Source organism: Arthrobacter sp. Bi26 (assembly GCF_918697925.1).
In the GTDB taxonomy this organism is placed as follows: Bacteria; Actinomycetota; Actinomycetes; order Actinomycetales; family Micrococcaceae; genus Arthrobacter.
Genome location: NZ_CAKKMF010000003.1, coordinates 88,455 through 104,820 on the forward strand (window position 1 = coordinate 88,455; position 16,366 = coordinate 104,820).

The window sequence follows — 16,366 nt, forward strand, 5'->3', positions numbered from 1 at the left end:
GGCGGAGCCCGACTCCGGATTTCAGGGCTTCATCCCCGCTAGGGTCGCCTCGTGGTTGAAGTTCCCCCTATGGGCCAGGTCTGAAAATCCGTTGGCTCCGCGTGCTGTGCGTTGGGGCTCCCTGCCCTGTCCGGCCTGCCGGCCCCTTGCGCGGGTTTTGGATACCGACGGCGGAAACAATGCCCCCGAGGATGAGCAGCACGGCCGTCACGGTCACTATCCGGTGAAATCCGTCGAGATCAAGTTTGCCGCCCACGACGAGGCCTACCAGCGCGATGCCGATCAGACCGGCAACTCTGCTGACAGAGTTATTCACTGCCGAGCCGATGCCGGCCTGCTGTTCCGAAACCGAACCGAGAATGGCGGCAGTGAGCGGTGCGACGGTCGCCGAGAGCCCGACTGCGAACAGGAGGATCCCAGGCATCAGCTGGGTCCAATAGTTCACCGGGATTTCAGACGCGAGCATCAAGAGGTAGCCAGCTCCGGCGAGAGCCGGTCCGAATGCCATGAACCACCGCGGGCCGAACCGCCCGGCCAGTGAGCCAAACCATGACGCCAGGAGGATGTTGACGATGCTGACGGGAAGCAAAGCCAGAGCAGCCACCGTCGCCGGAAACCCGGCAACCTGCTGCAGGAAAAGCACGATGATGAATCCCCCGATCGACAGCGCAGCGTAGACGAAGGCCGTCGCCACATTGCCGACGGCAAAGTTTCGGACGGAGAAGAGGCTGAGCGGCAGGAGCGGCCGCTGTGCGGTCTGTTCCCGCCAAATGAACCCGGCGAGGCACAGGATGCCGAGGACGAAGGGCATCAGAATGAGCGGGCTCCCCCATCCATAGTTGCCTTGTTCGATCAGCGCGTAGACCGGCCCCGCCAGCCCGAGCACGCAGAGTACGGCGCCCGGGTAGTCGATGCGCACCCCCTCCTTGCGAACATCCCTGGCCCGCAGCTCGCCCAACAGATGCAGGGTCACAGCAATGGGCAGGACGTTGATTCCGAAGACCCAACGCCAGCCCACCGAATCGACGAGCACCCCGCCGAGCAGGGGGCCCGCGATGAAAGCCACGGTTGTACCAGCCGTCCACTGGCCGATCGCCTTCGCCCGGGGGGCCTCGTCGAAGTTGGACGTGATCAGGGCCAGGGAACTGGGCACCAGCAAGGCGCCCGCGACGCCTTGGAGCGCCCTGGCCAAGACCAGCACGTCCGCTGTGGGTGCCAGTGCACACATCACTGACGTGGTGCCGAACCCGATGAGGCCTGCCCGGAGAACCACGACGCGTCCGAGCAAATCAGAGAGCGAGCCGGCGACCAGGATGAGTGAACCCAGGGTGATCAGGTAGGCATCGACTACCCATTGCTGCGTTGTTAGTCCGCCGCCCAGTTCACGGGAAATGGCGGGCAGCGCTACGTTGATGACGCTGCTGTCGAGGAACGACACGAAGGACGCGAGAATCGCGATCCACAGCACGAGCCTCTGCGTACGCGTCGACGGTAGGGAACTCACTCTCCCAGTTAACACCCGCGGTTGCCGGACCCAAGCCGGGACACACTCACGCAAGGCAGTACCAGACGACGGCGGCTGTTGGGTCGGTACCCGGCCCGCGCCCCGAGCTGGTGATCGTTCGATGAACATTGGATGTCCTTCAGCTTCCGGCTGTCGCCGGGGACCTAAAATGGGGGGCGGGAGTCTCCGCCTCAACGATCGAACCGGCCAACCCTGGTAACCCCAAGGGACGAAACCACAGCAGAATGCGCCCAGGCTCGCGTGGCCACGCGAAGCATCAACGATGGAGAGCTGCGATGTCGTTTGAGGATGGGATGAATAGGACGCAAGCGGAGGTGGCCCGAGCGGATGTCGCCGGCAGAGCCGCCAAAGAGTCCGTCCCGGGCATCTATGAGTCGGCCCGCCGCGCCGCCGCGGACCGGATGGAACGCATCCTGGGACATGCCAGCACGCGGCTGCTCAAGCGATCCGTGCCGACCAGTCTTGCCGCCGTCACCACAGGCACCGATTGGAGCACATGGCATTTCGTGGCCCAGTCCCTTGGCTGGCCCCTGGAAAACGAGGACGACGGCGCTGCCTTCCTGACTGTCGACGGCCGCATCTGCTTTTACCGCCAGTCCACGACCTTCGGCGGGGACGAATTCCTAAGCGTCGACACCGTTCTGAGCACGTTCGAAGGCGGCAGCGACACGAAAAGGCTGGTCAACCCCAAAGGCCTGGTCCCGGCGTCGGGACGTGTGATCTCGCTGCCGGCCCGCAAACCGGGCAAGGAGCCGGCCTGGATGACCTCCCCCCAGCGCCTTGTCGAATTCAGCGGCAACCACGCCATCGCCCGCTGGCCCCGGACCGCTTTGGACAACCTGGTGAACACTGACTTTGACCGCAAGGGCAAGGCGTGGATCACCTACTCCCGCTGGGACCACCACCAGAGCATTCCGCTGAAGGAGTGGGTCACCGCGACCACCGCTGGACTCCTCGCCCCCGGATCCCCCGCAAGCAAGGAGGCCTAAGGGGCAAGGTCTGGTCTCGGTCCCGCCATTGCCATATCGTTGGGGCACCGATAAGAGTCGACCGGCGGAACTCCGCATCGGAGGTACAAGATGGGAATCATCTCGTCTGGTTTTCATGGAAAACGGCGCACCGGCAATCCAGCGTTACCACCCGGCCAATACGAGACAGCAAGCTTTCCCGTGCTGACGGCAGGCCCTGCACCCTATATCGCCAACGCTGACTGGGAGTTCTTCATTAGAACGGAGACGGGGCAGCGCCGTGCTTGGTCCTGGGAGGAGTTCTTGGCGCTGCCCCAGGTTGATATCCAGACCGATATTCATTGTGTGACCAGCTGGTCCAAGCTGGGTACCTCGTGGCGCGGGGTGTCCCTGGACACCTTGTTCGAGGACGTGGAAACAACATCCGAGTTCACTACAGCTCACTCCTATGGCGGCTATACCACCAATGTCCCGTTGCAGGACCTGCTGGACGGCCAGGCATGGGTGGCCTGGGAATTCGGCGGTGAGCCATTGGAACGGGCCCACGGCGGCCCTGCCCGCCTGCTGGTGCCCCACTTGTACTTTTGGAAGAGCGCGAAATGGATCAATGGCATCGAGCTGATGCCGCACGATGTTGCCGGCTTCTGGGAATCTAACGGGTACCACATCAACGGCGACCCGTGGCGCGAGGAGCGCTACTCATGAGGCAGGACGCATGAGCACCTTGTGGCGCGTCGCCGAGGTTGTCAGCGGCGTTCCCGAAACGGAATCGTCCAGAACCATCGGGCTGCGCGTGGACGGTCTGAACGGCAACCTTGCCGGCCAGCACATCGATATCCGGCTCACGGCGGACGACGGTTACACGGCGGTGCGGTCCTACTCCGTGGCCACCGCCGGCATGGACGAGATCCTGGAGATCACGGTCGACGAATTGGCCAATGGGGAGGTCTCCCCTTATCTGGTCAGAGACCTGATGGTTGGAGACCAGTTGGAGATCCGGGGCCCCGTCGGCGGCTGGTTCGTCTGGCGTCCGACCGACCCGAACCCGGTTCAGCTGATCGCCGGCGGATCCGGTATCGTGCCGCTCATGTCCATGATCCGCGCGCACGAGGCATCCGAGAATCCTTCACAGTTCCGGTTGCTGTACTCGCTCAAATCGCCCGAAACAGGGTTCTATCGGGAGGAGCTGCTCACCTTGGGCCAGGAATCCCCCAAGCTGACCGTCGACCATTTCTATACACGCAAAGTTCCGGCGGGCTGGCCAAGCGCACCGAAGCGACTCACCGCTGAAACACTGCTGGCAAACATCCTGCCCGCGGACGCTGCCCCCGACATTTTCATCTGTGGTCAGACGATGTTTGTCGAAACGGCCACAGAGTGGATGGTGCAGGCGGGCTATCCGACCGGCTCGATCAAAACCGAACGCTTCGGCGGAACGGGAGGAATACGGTGACTGGCAACAACGGCTCCGCTTCCCCGGGTGCTGAGGACCCGCGCTTCGAGGACCCGGACATCGCCGGAACCGCGGGCAATCCAGTACCACACCTTGACGGGAACGCGGCAGCAGGACCGTTATGGGAATTGTTCCGCATTGACATCATTGCAGCGATCGGTCGGTGCAAGAACTGTGGCGCGGTCAGGGTCTTCGGGGAAGCAGCGGTCTACGCCGACGCCCCGGGAATAGTTGTGCGCTGCAGTTCCTGCGGGGGCGTCCTGCTGCGTCTCGTAGAGACTCCGACCAAATTCTGGCTCGATGTCAGTGGACTCAGCTACCTTCAGATCGACCGGGAGGGCTAGGCACGGGTCTGGTATCCGCACTCCTGCCGTGCTCAAGACTGCAGGACGCGGGCTCCGAGGATAGTTCATGCAGTTACCTCACGAATCAGCACCAGTCAGTCGCCAACAATTTGAAGGCGACGACCTGGCACAGCCACCAAGACGACCGGATGAAGATCGAGTATGGGCTCATTCTGCCGGAACTCCCGGGGCTGCGGTTAGGCTTGCAGACATGGCGATCATCCACCAGGCAGAATTGCAGCCGACGAAACTTGAACTTCTCGAAAAGTGGCTGCCCAGCCAGCCGTGGTTCAAGGAGCCCGGCACGGCAGGGTTGCGCAAAGTGGGTTCCTATCGGTTCGACGACCCCGCCGGCGAGGTCGGCATAGAAACGATCATCGTGTCTGTGGGCAGCTCCACCGTTCAAGTTCCTCTCACGTACAGGGCCCAGCCCCTGGCCGGCGCGGAACCATGGCTGGTCGGAACGATGCAGCATTCGGTTCTCGGAACGAGGTGGGTTTACGATGCCTGCGCCGATCCCATCTACGTGGCGGCATTGGCGGCGAGCATCATGCTGGGCCGGCCGCAAGCTGAGCAATACCTCCAAAAAGGGGGGAAACAAGAACGCCTGGCCCAATCGGTCTTCGTGCAAACCACCGGACCGAAACTCGATGCAGTTCCTGAGGTCTCTTCGGCCACACCGTGCGACACCGACGCCGGCACGGTAGTCGAGTCTGCCGGCCTCCACTTGCTCGTTATCCGGCGGCTGGACCTTAACGGGCAACCCGCCGGCCGGCTCACGCTGACCGGCAGCTGGGAAGGACAAAAGGACAACGTCAAACTCGCCGTCATAAGCGAAGCCTGACACTTTCGTGAGCTAGGTGCGGTCCACTCCATCGTTCTCTCCGGGATGGTTTCTGCCTTCCGGCTGTTCATGGCCGTTCCCGTGCTGTTCCCGCAGCTCCCGCCCGCGGCGGATGTCTTCTTCCTCGCGGGCCTGGAGCTTGTCGCTCTGTTTCGTGTCCCGTGGTGGCAGCTGAATGGTCTCTTCGGCCTCGATGCCGGCCTGGAGCTGCCGTCCACGCTCCATCTCGGCGTCGAACTCGGCACCGAACAGCAGAGACATGTTCAGGATCCAGAGCCACAGCAGCGAGATGATGACGCCGCCGATCGCACCATAGGTCTTCTCGTAGCTGTTGAAGTTGGCCACGTAGAAGGCGAAGGCCAGGGACGCAAGCAGGAAAATCACCAAGGCGATTGCGGATCCCAGGCTCATCCAGCGGAACTTGGGCTGCTTTACGTTCGGGGTGGCGTAGTAGAGGATGGCGATCGCGAGGATCACGAGCAAGAAGATCACGGGCCACTTGAGAATATTCCACGCCGTCAGGACGGCCCCGCCGAGGCCGATCGCGTTGCCGACGGCCTCGGCCACCGGCCCGCTCAGCACGAGCATTGCTGAGAGCACGAGGACGATCAGAACGGTGGCAATCGTGACGCCCAGCATCGTGCCCCGAAGTTTAATAAAGGGCCGGCCCTCGTCGATTTCGTAGATCCTGTTCATTGCCCGGCCAAACGCACCGACGTAGCCGGACGCGGACCAGAGGGCGGTGAGGATGCCGATAACCAGGGTGAGTCCGGCAGCGGAGGAGCTGCTGAGTTGCTCGACCGGCTGGCGGATCGCGTCCACCGTGTCACCGGGCGCGAATCCCTGGACGATCTCCAGAAGGGCGGATGTGGTCTTCTCGGCCTGCCCGAAAATGCCCAGCAAAGACACCAGGGCCAACAGCGCCGGGAAAATGGAGAGCACCGAGTAGTAGGTCAGGGCTGCGGCGAGATCCGGGCACTGGTCCTTCGTGAATTCACGCAGGGTCTTCTTGGCGATGTACTTCCAGGAAGGCTTGGTGACGTCGGCGGGGCTGTCCGGTTTGCGGGAGTCGTCCGGAGCGGGCGCAGTACGGGCCTTGGCAGTGCTGCTCTCGTCCGTTTCGGCGTCGGTCATGGAGTCATTTTCTGCCTTGGCAGGGTTCTTGGCCATGGAAAATCCTTCTTGGGGTTAAGCGAAGTGGCCGGCCGCCCAGCGCATCAGCGAGGGCAGCCGGCCGAATTCAGATGTGGCCTCAGGCCTGCTGAACGTTGCCCTTGGCTTCTGCGGTCCGATCCTTCACGTCCGCCACAGCCGTCTGACCGTCCGCCTTGAGATGATCGGTGGCGTCCGCGGCAGTGGCCTTGACGTTCTCCATGGCTTCCTGGGCGGGTTCCTTGAGTCCCTCGGCCACGTGCTTGGCGGCGTCCGTCAGTTCCGTCGTGAGTGGCTCGGCGGCGGACTTGAGGGCATCAGCAGCTTCACGCTCCTTCTGGCTGGCCGGGATCAGGGAGGACACCAGCAGTCCGGCGCCAAAGGCGATCAGCCCGGCAGCCAGCGGGTTCCCCTGGGTCTTGGCCTTCAGCTGTGTCGGCGCGGCCGCGACTGCGGAACCCGCGTCACTCACGTGCGCGCCCGCGCTTCCGGTGGCGGAGTGGACGTGGTCGGCGGTGTGGTCGGCGGCTCCCATGACTTTCTCCTTCACTCCGAAGACGGCATCTTTGACTCTGTCGGTTTGCCGCTGGACGATGTGCGACGGCGTGACCTTGTCAGCGACGGCATCCACGTTTGTGCCCAGGCGGGCGCGGGTTGCTTCAATATCTGCTCGGATGACATCCGGATTTTCACTCATCGTGTTTCCTCGCTGGATCTAAGAGTTGGGTTTAAGTGTCGGCGGGATTTCCTGCAGGGTCTCGGCGGTCCTCGGCATGCCCTTGATCGCGTTAAGTTCCTTGCGGCCCATGGTTGCCAGGACGGCGGCGGCAATTGCCCAGATGACTGCGACAACAACACCGGACCAACCCAGCCCCATCAGGTTCCCCAGCGCCCACCAGAGCGCCAAAGACAGGAACAGGAGCACAAAGTGGCCCGCGACGCCGGCGCCGGCCAGCATGCCGGTGCCTTTGCCGGCCCGGGTGGCGGACTGCTTGAGTTCGACCTTGGCTAGTTCCACTTCCTGCCGCATCAGGGTGGACATGTCCCGGGTGACTTCACCCAGCAGGTCACCTAGGGAAGACGTTTCCGCCTTCGCGTGGGCGGCGGTGGGAGGCATTTCGCTGCTCATCGACGGCCGCCGTCGAACGGGTCATCGCGGAACGGATCAGCCGACCGAAGGGGCTCGCCGACCATGGGCTCTGTGGCCCTGCGGCCCGGCCCGGCGTCATGGAGTGGATCGGCAGTGCCCAACTCGGAGTCCAGGGGATTCGGAGGGTAGGTGTCCGCGAAGCCCGCCGTCGTGGTTTGCGGAGCCGGCATCTGCACCGGCGGCGGCGGAACCGCTACGCCGGTATCGGGGATCCGGCCGGCGGCGGACGTTCCGGTAGCGGTGGTGCCCGTGGTTTCGGGGGCTCCGGCGCTCAGGCTGCGGCTGAGACGCCCGGCCAGTACACCGGCTCCGGCCGCGAGCAGGAGGAACGTGCCCGGGCGCTGGCGTGCAAAGGTTTTGACCTCGGTCAGCAGCGAACCCGGATCCCGGTCATCGAGCCATGACGCAACAGCGGCGGACCGCTCGGCGGCTTGGCGGACGACGTCGGTGGCCACGCCCGGCTGCTCGGAAGCAGCAGCCATGGAATGCAGTTCGCCAGCGACGGCTCTGAGGCCTTCGGCAACCTTCTGCTGCTGGGTTCCGGCCTGCTCAGTGAGATCTGACTTGGCCTGGTGCAGCAGGTCCCGGGCATTGGTCTTGACCTCGGCGGCGACGTGGACTGCTTCCGTCTTGGCCGTCTCGGCGACGTTTTGGGCCGCATCTGTTGCGTGGCGCTTTACGTCCGCCGCTTCTTCCCTCGCTGTCTCCTGTTTTGAGACAGCACGTTCCGTACCGTGAGCGGGCACCACGCCAACTTGAGGGGGCGCCACGCCATCTTGAGGGGGCACCACGCCATCGCCGGTGTACTGGTCCGTGGATGCTTGGGGTGTTGCCTGGGCCCATGGGTTCTGTGTCATCGTTGCTCTCTTTCAGGAGGGGTCCGCGTGGGATCGTGATCGTGTCTAGCGGTACCGGATGAAATTAGTAAGCACGGTTACTAACTAGATAGTAAGCACACTTCCTATGCTGATCGCAAGGCCTTGCCGAATTTCAAACGGGGGCTTATCGCGAAAAGCGCGCAGAGTGCGGTCTTGTGCGTGAAAGTAGTAAGCATACTTGCCAAATAGATGCACGGCGTGCTTACTGTGGAGGTGGACGCCGGCTTAGTTGGCGCCGTCCCTGACACCGCGATTTCGTCGCCACCCCAATCAGGAAGGCTCTCTTAGTGATCCTCGCCCCTGAGCCCCACGCCCGGGACGCTTACCGGCTTCTGACCGCAGCGGCCCGTCTGGTCCAACGCCTCCACGACGATGCGCTGGCACCGTTGGGACTGACGCGTGCCGCTGTCATCGCCTTGGAAGCCGTGGCACCCCGGCCCATGTACCAGGAACAGCTCGCCGCAAAGGTTCATGTTCAAAGCCAGACACTCGGGCGCGTTCTTGCGCGCCTGGAGGAGGGAGGGCTGGTCACTAGGACACGCAACCCCGCCGACCGGCGCCAATTTCAGGTCCAGATTTCCGAGGCCGGAAACGCCGCCCTGCAAGCGGCCTCCGAGGCTGAGCGTGCGGCCGTGCCTGCGGACTTCGACGGGTGGGAGACCCTGTCGGAACAACTCGCCCGGTTTGTGGATTTCTTCCAGACTCCACGAACGGGAATTCCAGGCTCCAGCGCCCCCTCGGCGCCCAAGCCTGGCCCCGAAGCTTCATTGAACTAGCCTCCCGCGGCTGGATCCCGCTCGGCCTGCCGCCCCTGGTACGCACGGCCAGCGCCCGCTTCGATTGCAGGCAAGACGGGCGACGGGACAGCCGCAGCAGCAGGCAGCGAGACCGGGTATTGCACGACAGTACGCATGCTGATTAAATCGCGGTTACGGCCGCATTCCACGACCGGTCTACCGAAAGGAAGTACAGTAATGGGAATTCTCGCGTTCCTCATTCTCGGCCTTATCGCAGGAGCTATCGCCAAGGCGGTCCTTCCCGGCCGGCAGGGAGGCGGCTGGGTGATCACACTCGTTGTTGGCGTCGTAGGCGCAATCCTCGGCGGCTGGATAGGTTCGTTGATCTTCGGCGGAGGCCTCGCTGACTTCTTTGACCTGCGGACCTGGCTCCTCGCCATCCTCGGGGCCGTTATTGTGCTCCTGGTCTATGGGGCCCTTGCCGGCCGCCGAAGCAGGGCATAGCAGGCTCGGGCCGCAAAGTCCTCCCGCTAAGGCGTTCTTGGGCTCCGTAGACTGCTGCTGGCTGGTTCTGTAAGACCCCGGCAACAGGGTCTTACAGAACCGCAACGCCGGCTGGCCGGCGCCACCCCCGCCGCTCCGCGCCGCAGCCACCTCGGGAACCAGAGCAAGGAGATAGACATGGAAAACTTGTTCCGCCGCACCGGCATCGACGTGCCCGAACCAGTCCGGCGCTTCCTGCAGGGCGAGACAGATGCCTGGCTAAGAGTCGAGGAGTACCGGGACGGAAACACCTTGGTCGTCCGAACCGATATTCCCGGCATCGACCCCGACAAGGACATCGATATCACCGTCACCGACGGCACCTTGCAGATTGCTGCCCGGCGCACGGAACCCGCCCACAAGGATCAACCGGGTTACCGGAGCGAAGTTCGCTACGGCGAATTTTCGCGTAGCGTCCCGCTGCCCCGCGGCGCGAACCCTGAGGCTGTTGAGGCAAGCTACATCGACGGTGTCCTCGAAATCCGCGCCCAGCTTCCGGAGCAGTCCGAAACGTCCGCCACGAAAGTCCACGTCTCCCGCGGTGGAGCCCAGTCACCGGAAGCACCCGAAACTACGTGACCTGACCCGCACGACAGAGCGGAAGCAACCCGATGACAATCAAGGTCAACAACGCGGGTCTACGTCATGCCCGGCAGCTGATCAAGGACGCGAGGCTTGCCCGGGATACCCGGGACGACTGGAGCGAGCATGCCCCCGACGCCGACCAGGAAAACGCGTTCATCGACAAGTACGGCTACACAGAGTACGGCTCGTGGCATCTGGGCGAAGACACGGAAGAAACACACGACACCAAGGGACGTTGCAGCTTTCCCTTTGGAGATTTTCGGCGGCTGCACCGCTGCGCGATTCTTGCCATCGAGAGCCGAGCCGCCCAGAACGACCACAACGACATCGCCAAAGCAGCTAAGTCCCTCCTCGACGAACTCGACAAGAACTAGACCCGGGCTCGTCTGGCCTTCGGGCGGCTCTGGCGGGGCTCTCCCCCGGGCCCTCCGATCCAGCTATGGCCTCTTGCCTGTGGCAGTGCCAGTATGTTGGGCATCAGGCTCAATCAAGACACCCCGGCCCGGGCAGAAGGGACGCACGGTCATGACCTACATCAACAACTTCGGCGATGTGGGACAAGGCGACGTCGCTGTGGCCGGCGGCAAGGGTGTCGGACTGGGCGGCCTCACGCAGGCCGGGCTGCCGGTTCCTCCGGGGTTTGTGCTGAACACCGCAGCCTATGAGGATTTTGTGGCCGCCAACCACCTCGAGGCGGGCATCCGTGAGCTGGCCTCGCTGTCGCCGCAGGCTGCGCCACAGGACTACGAGGACGCCTCGAAGCGGATCCGCGCCCTATTCGCCGGCGGCACCGTGCCCGCAGGGATCGCAACAGAACTCAGCGCTGCTTACAGTCGCCTCGGCAACGGGGATTCCGCTGTGGCGGTGCGCTCCTCCGCCACGGCCGAGGACCTCGCCTCGGCCAGCTTCGCCGGGCAACAGGAAACCTACCTCAACATCCGCGGAGCGGAGGCTTTGGCCGCGGCCGTGACCGATTGCTGGGCTTCCCTGTGGACGGCGCGTGCCATGGCATACCGGGCCCGTGAGGGCATCGGCCCGGACGCGGTGCGCCTCGCGGTGGTGGTCCAGCAGATGGTCGAGGCCGAGGCTGCCGGGGTCATGTTCACCGCCAATCCGGCGAACGGGCGCCGCGACCAGATCGTGATCAGTGCCGCGTGGGGTCTGGGTGAGTCCGTGGTCAGCGGTACGGTGACCACGGATGACGTGGTCGTCGAAGCCGGTACGGGCTGGGTGCTGTCGCGCCGTACCGCTGACAAGGAGGTCATGACTGTCTATGCGGACCACGGCACGCGGGAGCAGCCGGTGCCGGCGGCGCGGCGTCGTCAGCCCGTCCTGGACAACCAGGCGGCGGCCGTACTGGCCGGCTATGGGACACGGATTACTGATCATTTCGGGACGCCGCAGGACATCGAGTGGGCACGGGCCGGCGGCGAGTTCTTCATCCTGCAATCCCGGCCGATCACGGCGTTGCCTGAACCAGCGGCTGACACCCCGGACGTCTGGACGGTGCCCTACCCGAAGGGGCTGTACTTCCGGGCCAGCATCGTGGAACAGTTGCCCGACCCGCTCTCGCCGCTGTTTGCCGACCTCATTGACGGCTCGGTGGCCCGTTCGCTGCGAGCCCTGATGGCCGAGGCCGTCGGCAAGAACGTCATCCGCGACGACGACGTGGGACTGCCCACCATTAACGGCTATGCCTATTACTTCTACCGCACCTCGGGAATGTGGCGGGTGATGGGCAAATCGCTGACCGCCGTACGGGCGCTGGTCCGCGGCAAGGCGCACATGGGTGTGGCCGGCTGGCGGGAATTTTCGCATCCGCGCTACGAGCAGGTGATCAAGGACTGGTCGGCCACGCCCGTCGAGGAGCTCTCCGGAGGGGAACTGTTCGAGGGTGTGCAGGCGTTGCTGGACGCAGGCACCGTGTACTACACGGCCGTGCAGTCAATCATTCCCATCGCCGCGACAAGCGAAATCTCCTTCCGGACGTACTACGACAGGTTCGTACGGCGCAACGGAGATCCCCCCGCCCAGACGTTCCTCCTCGGCTACGACAGCGAACCCATCCGGGCGGAGAAGTCGCTGTACGACCTCGCAGCCTGGGCCCGGGAAGTTCCGGAGCTGGCTCCGACGCTGCTCAACGAACCCACAGCGGCACTGGTGGAGTCGCAGCGCACCGGGATCCCGCCGGCAGGTGTGGACCAGGCGCTCTGGCAGCAATGGCATTCCCGCTTCCAGGACCACCTCGGCCGGTTTGGCCATGCGGTCTACAACTTGGACTTCGTCAGCCCGGTGCCGGCCGACGATCCCTCAGCCCTGCTGGAGACGGTGAAGTTCTACCTGCGGGGACAGGGCAATGACCCACACGCGCGACAACGGCTGTCGGCCGAGCGCCGGGAGGACCAAACCAACCAAGCGGTCACCCGGCTCGGGCCGAAGCGCAAGGCCGCGTTCCTCCGGTTGCTCCGGTGGGCTCAGAACGCCGCCCCGATCCGCGAGGACGCCCTGGCCGACGTCGGCCTGGCGTGGCCGCTGCTGCGGCGGATGCTGCTCGAACTGGGTCGACGGCTGGTTGACTCCGCCGTCATCGCCGAGCCTGCCGATGTGTTCTGGCTGCGCCGCCAGGAGCTGCAAAGCGCCGTCGATTTCGGCCTCGCCGCGCCGGGCGCACCAGCGGCAGTAGCAATTACCGGAGCGGATCGGCCCGTCCGCGCCGACGCCGTCGAGAAGCGCAAGATGCTCTGGCGAGGCCAAGCCAGGGCCGCCGCCCCGCAACTGCTCCCGGAAAGCCGGTGGATGGAGGGGGCCTTCGGGAAAATGATGCCCGCAGGCTCTCAGGACCAGCTGGGCGACATCATCAAAGGCATCGGCGCCAGCGCGGGCCGGGTCACCGCGCCGGCCCGCGTCCTGAGGGGGCCCCAGGATTTTTCCCTGATGGTGCCCGGAGACGTCCTGGTCGCCCGCATCACCACCCCCGCATGGACCTCGCTGTTCGCGATGGCCTCCGCCGTGGTCACCGACGTCGGCGGACCATTGAGCCACAGTTCGATCGTGGCCCGGGAGTACGGCATCCCGGCCGTGCTCGGCACCGGGGTGGCCACCCAGCGGCTCACCAGCGGCCAGCGGATCCGCGTGGACGGCGACGCCGGCACTGTCACGATGGAGGATCCGGCCGTTACGCAGGGGCCATGACCGGCGGCCTTCAGAACGCTCCTGCCGCCGGCTAGTGCTCGCTCAGCCTCGGTAGCTGTCCCCCATCAGCCATCCTGCCTGCCTACAGCGGCCCGAGTTCTGCCGACCGCGGTGGATTTGCGCCCTTCCGGGAGCACGTGATCGCCGCCGCGCGGTTGGCGTACGAGGCGAGTGCGTGCAGCTGATCCAGGGCCAGGGTCTGCAGTTTTTGTCTTCCCTCCGCCCCGAGCGCTTCGAGTTGGGCGAGTCCGGAAATAAGCCCTGCCATGAAGGAGTCGCCGGCCCCCACGGTATCTGCCACTTGGATGGGTTCAGCTGCCATCTCCACCCGCCCCTTCCCGGAGAGGATGATCGGTCCGGCCGCTCCGCGCGTCAGTGCCACGACCGCCGGTCCCAGTTCCAGCCAGGCCTGCAGGGATTCCTCCGGGGTCCGGTCCGGGTAGAGCCAGCTCAAGTCTTCGTCGCTCGCTTTGACAATGTCGCTGGCTGCTACGAACATTTCCGCCTGCCGGCGTGCGGCAGCCGCATCGGGGCTGATTGCAGGCCGGCAGTTGGGATCGTAACTGACCGTAGCGTGCTCCCGGGCGGCCTGTACCAGGACAAGGGTGGCCTGCTCCCCCGGCGGGAGCACCGTGGCGATTGATCCCGTGTGGACGTGGGTGGACCCTTTGACGGCGGCGAGGGCTGGCAGGGATGCCCCATTAATTGCCCACGTGATCTTGAAGGTGTATTCGGCGGCACCGTCGGAACCCAGAGTGGCGAGGGCCGTTGATGTGAGTGCGGTTCCGCCGTTGATCACCTGGACGCCGTTCGCCTGCAGATGCTCTTCGAGCATGAGCCCGTGCGGGTCGGCGCCATAGTGGGTCACCAGGTTCGTCCGGAGGTCGAGGCGCGCAGCTCCTACTGCCACGTTGAGGGGGCTGCCGCCGGGGTGGGCCTGGATTCCGGCAGGCCCGCGGGGGTCGCTGATGATGTCGACGAGTGATTCGCCGATGACCGTCAGCCTGCTGTCCCCCGCAGCGGGGAGGCGTGCGGGCGAGGCGTCCGTGGCGTACATCAGCGGCCCGGGTACACGACGGCTTTGAGCTGTCCGGCCTGCTTGCCCGCTTTGAGTGCTTCCTCGGAATCGGCGAGGGCGAACTTGCCGGTGACCAGGATGTCCAGGTCCACCTTCCCGTCCGCGATCAGCTGGATGGCCAGCGGCCATGTGTTGGTGTAGCGGAAGACGCCGGAGAGCCAGATTTCGCGGTTCTGGATGTAGGAGACGGGGAGTTCGACGTCGTCGGCCCCGAGTCCCACCAGGATGACCCGGCCGGCCGGTCCTACGGCTTTGATTCCGGAACGGACGGCCTGCGGGGCCCCGGAGGCGTCGATGAACGCATCGACGTCGAGCCCTTCGACACGGTCCGTCAAGGCGTTCAGGGCATGGGTGGCGCCGTGTTCCAGGGCGAACGCCAGCCGGTCTTCGGCGATGTCCGAGACGTAGATTTCGGTGGCGCCGAAGGCGCGGGCTGCTTGAGCGGCGATGATGCCGATGGGGCCAGCCCCGGCGATCAGGACCCGGCTGCCGGGCTTGATCTGGGCGCGTTCGCAGGCCCAAAGGCCGACGGAGAGCGGCTCGATGAGGGCTGCCGCCTCGTCGCTGACGCTGTCCGGGATGTCGTAGGCGAAGTCGCTCTGGATCTTCACGTATTCGGCGAAGGCTCCGTCGATCGGCGGGGTGGCGTAGAACTCGATGTCGGGGCACAGGTTGTAGCGTCCGGCTTTGCACTGCTTGCATTTGCGGCAGGGCCGCTGGGGTTCGACGGCGACCCGCTGGCCCACACGTGACGGGTCGACGGCGCTTCCGACGGCGGCGATCCGTCCGGAAAGCTCGTGGCCGAGGATCAGCGGATGGTCCACGACGTAGTCCCCGATCCGGCCGTGCTCGTAATAGTGGACGTCGCTGCCGCAGACGCCGACGGCGGAGACCTGCACCAGGACCTGATCCGCGTCCAGCTGCGGGACCGGCAGGGTTTCCATGGCCATGTCGCCCTGGCGTTGGAGGACTGCGGCGCGCATGGTGGCGGGCACGTCCGGATGTCCGGCGGTGCGGGACTGCGTGGTTGATGTTGTCATCGAAGGAATCCTTTACTAATCGAAGAGGTGGCCGGCTATTTGACGGCGCCGAGGGAGAGGCCCTGGACGAGTTTGTCCTGGGCGGCGAAGCCTGCGAACAGCACCGGCAGGGAGATCACGACGGCGGCGGCGCAGACTTTGGCGAGGAACAGGCCCTGGCCGGAGACGAAGCCTGTGAGGAAAACCGGGGCGGTGCCGGCCACGACGCCGGTGAGGACCCGGGCCAGGAGGAGTTCGTTCCAGCTGAAGATAAAGCAGATCAGGGCGGTGGCCGCGATGCCCGGCATTGCCACGGGGGCGATGACCTTCCGAAGCGTGAGCAGCAGGGTGGCGCCGTCGATCTGGGCGGCTTCGAGCATTTCGACCGGCACTTCGGCGAGGAAGGAGCGCATCATCCATACGGCGATGGGCAGGTTCATCGAGGTGTACATCAGCACCAGGAACCAGATGTTGTCCAGCGCGCCGGCGGTCTTGGCGAAGAGGTAGAGCGGCAGGACAGCGGCGACGACGGGCATCATCTTCGTGGAGAGGAAGAAGAACATGACGTCGGTCCACTTTTTCACCGGCCGGATGGACAGGGCGTACGCGGCCGGAATGGCCAGCAGCAGAACCAGGACGGTGGAGAAGATCGAGGCGGTGGCGGAGTTGATCAGCGACGGCCACGGGCTGACGCCGGATGTGGCTCCGAAGAACTCCTTGTAGGCGTCCAGGTTAAGGTCGGCGGCAATGGAGGGCGGGTTCGTCGCGGCGTCGATTTCCGAGTGGAACGATGTCAGGATCATCCACAGGACCGGTACTGCGAACAGCAGGGCCAGGAGCCAGGCTGCGATCCCGGCGGCCGTGTTGTTGCGGGTGGGGTCCATGCGCGACTTGCCTC

18 protein-coding genes are annotated in these 16,366 nt (G+C 64.8%); 10 read left to right on the plus strand and 8 right to left on the minus strand.

The window, feature by feature from the left end; genetic code table 11:
* Positions 1–67: 67 nt before the first annotated feature.
* Positions 68–1,504, minus strand: coding sequence for an MFS transporter (locus LQV16_RS01555; RefSeq protein ID WP_229992184.1), 1,437 nt, complete (start codon positions 1,502–1,504; stop codon positions 68–70).
* A 314-nt stretch (positions 1,505–1,818) separates the two neighbouring features.
* On the opposite strand from LQV16_RS01555, the gene LQV16_RS01560 reads away from it, so the two are divergent.
* The 5 genes from LQV16_RS01560 to LQV16_RS01580 all read left to right on the plus strand — a co-directional run bounded on the left by LQV16_RS01560 (position 1,819) and on the right by LQV16_RS01580 (position 5,134).
* Positions 1,819–2,514, plus strand: a complete 696-nt coding sequence (locus LQV16_RS01560) for a hypothetical protein (RefSeq protein ID WP_229992185.1) — start codon at positions 1,819–1,821, stop codon at positions 2,512–2,514.
* 90 nt (positions 2,515–2,604) lie between these two features.
* Entirely contained in the window at positions 2,605–3,198 is a 594-nt protein-coding gene (locus LQV16_RS01565) for a sulfite oxidase-like oxidoreductase (protein WP_229992186.1), read from the plus strand.
* A gap of 10 nt (positions 3,199–3,208) precedes the next feature.
* Positions 3,209–3,946 (plus strand): ferredoxin reductase, encoded by a 738-nt coding sequence (locus LQV16_RS01570; protein WP_229992187.1) that lies wholly within the window; start codon positions 3,209–3,211, stop codon positions 3,944–3,946.
* Entirely contained in the window at positions 3,943–4,290 is a 348-nt protein-coding gene (locus tag LQV16_RS01575) for a DUF6510 family protein (RefSeq protein WP_229992188.1), read from the plus strand. Before LQV16_RS01570 ends, LQV16_RS01575 begins: the two co-directional genes overlap by 4 nt.
* Before the next feature lie 211 nt (positions 4,291–4,501).
* Positions 4,502–5,134 carry a hypothetical protein gene (locus LQV16_RS01580; protein ID WP_229992189.1) on the plus strand — a complete coding sequence of 211 codons (633 nt, stop codon included), beginning with the start codon at positions 4,502–4,504 and terminating at the stop codon, positions 5,132–5,134.
* Between the two features lie 12 nt (positions 5,135–5,146).
* Here LQV16_RS01580 and LQV16_RS01585 read toward each other — a convergent pair whose 3' ends face one another.
* The 4 genes from LQV16_RS01585 to LQV16_RS01600 all read right to left on the minus strand — a co-directional run bounded on the left by LQV16_RS01585 (position 5,147) and on the right by LQV16_RS01600 (position 8,293).
* Positions 5,147–6,304: a YihY/virulence factor BrkB family protein gene (locus tag LQV16_RS01585; RefSeq protein ID WP_229992190.1), complete on the minus strand. Its 1,158-nt coding sequence runs from the start codon at positions 6,302–6,304 to the stop codon at positions 5,147–5,149.
* 82 nt (positions 6,305–6,386) lie between these two features.
* Complete coding sequence (locus LQV16_RS01590; RefSeq protein ID WP_229992191.1) at positions 6,387–6,983, minus strand: DUF3618 domain-containing protein; 597 nt, start codon at positions 6,981–6,983, stop codon at positions 6,387–6,389.
* A gap of 18 nt (positions 6,984–7,001) precedes the next feature.
* Positions 7,002–7,415, minus strand: a complete 414-nt coding sequence (locus LQV16_RS01595; protein ID WP_229992192.1) for a phage holin family protein — start codon at positions 7,413–7,415, stop codon at positions 7,002–7,004.
* On the minus strand, positions 7,412–8,293 hold the full coding sequence (locus LQV16_RS01600) for a hypothetical protein (protein ID WP_229992193.1): 882 nt from the start codon (positions 8,291–8,293) through the stop codon (positions 7,412–7,414). Before LQV16_RS01600 ends, LQV16_RS01595 begins: the two co-directional genes overlap by 4 nt.
* A 308-nt stretch (positions 8,294–8,601) precedes the next feature.
* On the opposite strand from LQV16_RS01600, the gene LQV16_RS01605 reads away from it, so the two are divergent.
* From LQV16_RS01605 to LQV16_RS01625, 5 genes are all read left to right on the plus strand, one after another.
* Positions 8,602–9,090, plus strand: coding sequence for a MarR family transcriptional regulator (locus LQV16_RS01605; protein WP_229992194.1), 489 nt, complete (start codon positions 8,602–8,604; stop codon positions 9,088–9,090).
* A 198-nt stretch (positions 9,091–9,288) separates the two neighbouring features.
* Positions 9,289–9,555, plus strand: a complete 267-nt coding sequence (locus LQV16_RS01610; RefSeq protein WP_229992195.1) for a GlsB/YeaQ/YmgE family stress response membrane protein — start codon at positions 9,289–9,291, stop codon at positions 9,553–9,555.
* A gap of 177 nt (positions 9,556–9,732) precedes the next feature.
* Complete coding sequence (locus LQV16_RS01615; RefSeq protein ID WP_229992196.1) at positions 9,733–10,173, plus strand: Hsp20/alpha crystallin family protein; 441 nt, start codon at positions 9,733–9,735, stop codon at positions 10,171–10,173.
* Between the two features lie 32 nt (positions 10,174–10,205).
* Complete coding sequence (locus LQV16_RS01620; protein WP_229992197.1) at positions 10,206–10,553, plus strand: hypothetical protein; 348 nt, start codon at positions 10,206–10,208, stop codon at positions 10,551–10,553.
* Positions 10,554–10,704: 151 nt separating this feature from the next.
* The gene (locus LQV16_RS01625; RefSeq protein ID WP_229992198.1) at positions 10,705–13,371 is read left to right on the plus strand and encodes a PEP/pyruvate-binding domain-containing protein; all 2,667 of its coding nucleotides are present in this window, start codon (positions 10,705–10,707) and stop codon (positions 13,369–13,371) included.
* An 82-nt stretch (positions 13,372–13,453) separates the two neighbouring features.
* On the opposite strand, the gene LQV16_RS01630 is transcribed toward LQV16_RS01625, so the two are convergent.
* The 3 genes from LQV16_RS01630 to LQV16_RS01640 all read right to left on the minus strand — a co-directional run.
* Positions 13,454–14,428 carry a carbohydrate kinase gene (locus LQV16_RS01630; RefSeq protein WP_229992199.1) on the minus strand — a complete coding sequence of 325 codons (975 nt, stop codon included), beginning with the start codon at positions 14,426–14,428 and terminating at the stop codon, positions 13,454–13,456.
* Complete coding sequence (locus LQV16_RS01635) at positions 14,428–15,489, minus strand: NAD(P)-dependent alcohol dehydrogenase (RefSeq protein WP_229992200.1); 1,062 nt, start codon at positions 15,487–15,489, stop codon at positions 14,428–14,430. Before LQV16_RS01635 ends, LQV16_RS01630 begins: the two co-directional genes overlap by 1 nt.
* 35 nt (positions 15,490–15,524) lie before the next feature.
* The coding region (locus LQV16_RS01640) for a carbohydrate ABC transporter permease (protein WP_229992201.1) at positions 15,525–16,366 on the minus strand (842 nt) is incomplete at its 5' end.

What these genes read in the sequence shown, in the direction of transcription:
- LQV16_RS01595 (WP_229992192.1), bottom strand. Translation starts at nt 7,415, where the DNA reads ATGAGCAGCGAAATGCCTCCCACCGCCGCCCACGCGAAGGCGGAAACG.
- LQV16_RS01580 (WP_229992189.1), top strand. Translation starts at nt 4,502, where the DNA reads ATGGCGATCATCCACCAGGCAGAATTGCAGCCGACGAAACTTGAACTT.
- LQV16_RS01630 (WP_229992199.1), bottom strand. Translation starts at nt 14,428, where the DNA reads ATGTACGCCACGGACGCCTCGCCCGCACGCCTCCCCGCTGCGGGGGAC.
- LQV16_RS01610 (WP_229992195.1), top strand. Translation starts at nt 9,289, where the DNA reads ATGGGAATTCTCGCGTTCCTCATTCTCGGCCTTATCGCAGGAGCTATC.
- LQV16_RS01585 (WP_229992190.1), bottom strand. Translation starts at nt 6,304, where the DNA reads ATGGCCAAGAACCCTGCCAAGGCAGAAAATGACTCCATGACCGACGCC.
- LQV16_RS01600 (WP_229992193.1), bottom strand. Translation starts at nt 8,293, where the DNA reads ATGACACAGAACCCATGGGCCCAGGCAACACCCCAAGCATCCACGGAC.
- LQV16_RS01625 (WP_229992198.1), top strand. Translation starts at nt 10,705, where the DNA reads ATGACCTACATCAACAACTTCGGCGATGTGGGACAAGGCGACGTCGCT.
- LQV16_RS01615 (WP_229992196.1), top strand. Translation starts at nt 9,733, where the DNA reads ATGGAAAACTTGTTCCGCCGCACCGGCATCGACGTGCCCGAACCAGTC.
- LQV16_RS01590 (WP_229992191.1), bottom strand. Translation starts at nt 6,983, where the DNA reads ATGAGTGAAAATCCGGATGTCATCCGAGCAGATATTGAAGCAACCCGC.
- LQV16_RS01570 (WP_229992187.1), top strand. Translation starts at nt 3,209, where the DNA reads ATGAGCACCTTGTGGCGCGTCGCCGAGGTTGTCAGCGGCGTTCCCGAA.
- LQV16_RS01560 (WP_229992185.1), top strand. Translation starts at nt 1,819, where the DNA reads ATGAATAGGACGCAAGCGGAGGTGGCCCGAGCGGATGTCGCCGGCAGA.
- LQV16_RS01620 (WP_229992197.1), top strand. Translation starts at nt 10,206, where the DNA reads ATGACAATCAAGGTCAACAACGCGGGTCTACGTCATGCCCGGCAGCTG.
- LQV16_RS01565 (WP_229992186.1), top strand. Translation starts at nt 2,605, where the DNA reads ATGGGAATCATCTCGTCTGGTTTTCATGGAAAACGGCGCACCGGCAAT.
- LQV16_RS01635 (WP_229992200.1), bottom strand. Translation starts at nt 15,489, where the DNA reads ATGACAACATCAACCACGCAGTCCCGCACCGCCGGACATCCGGACGTG.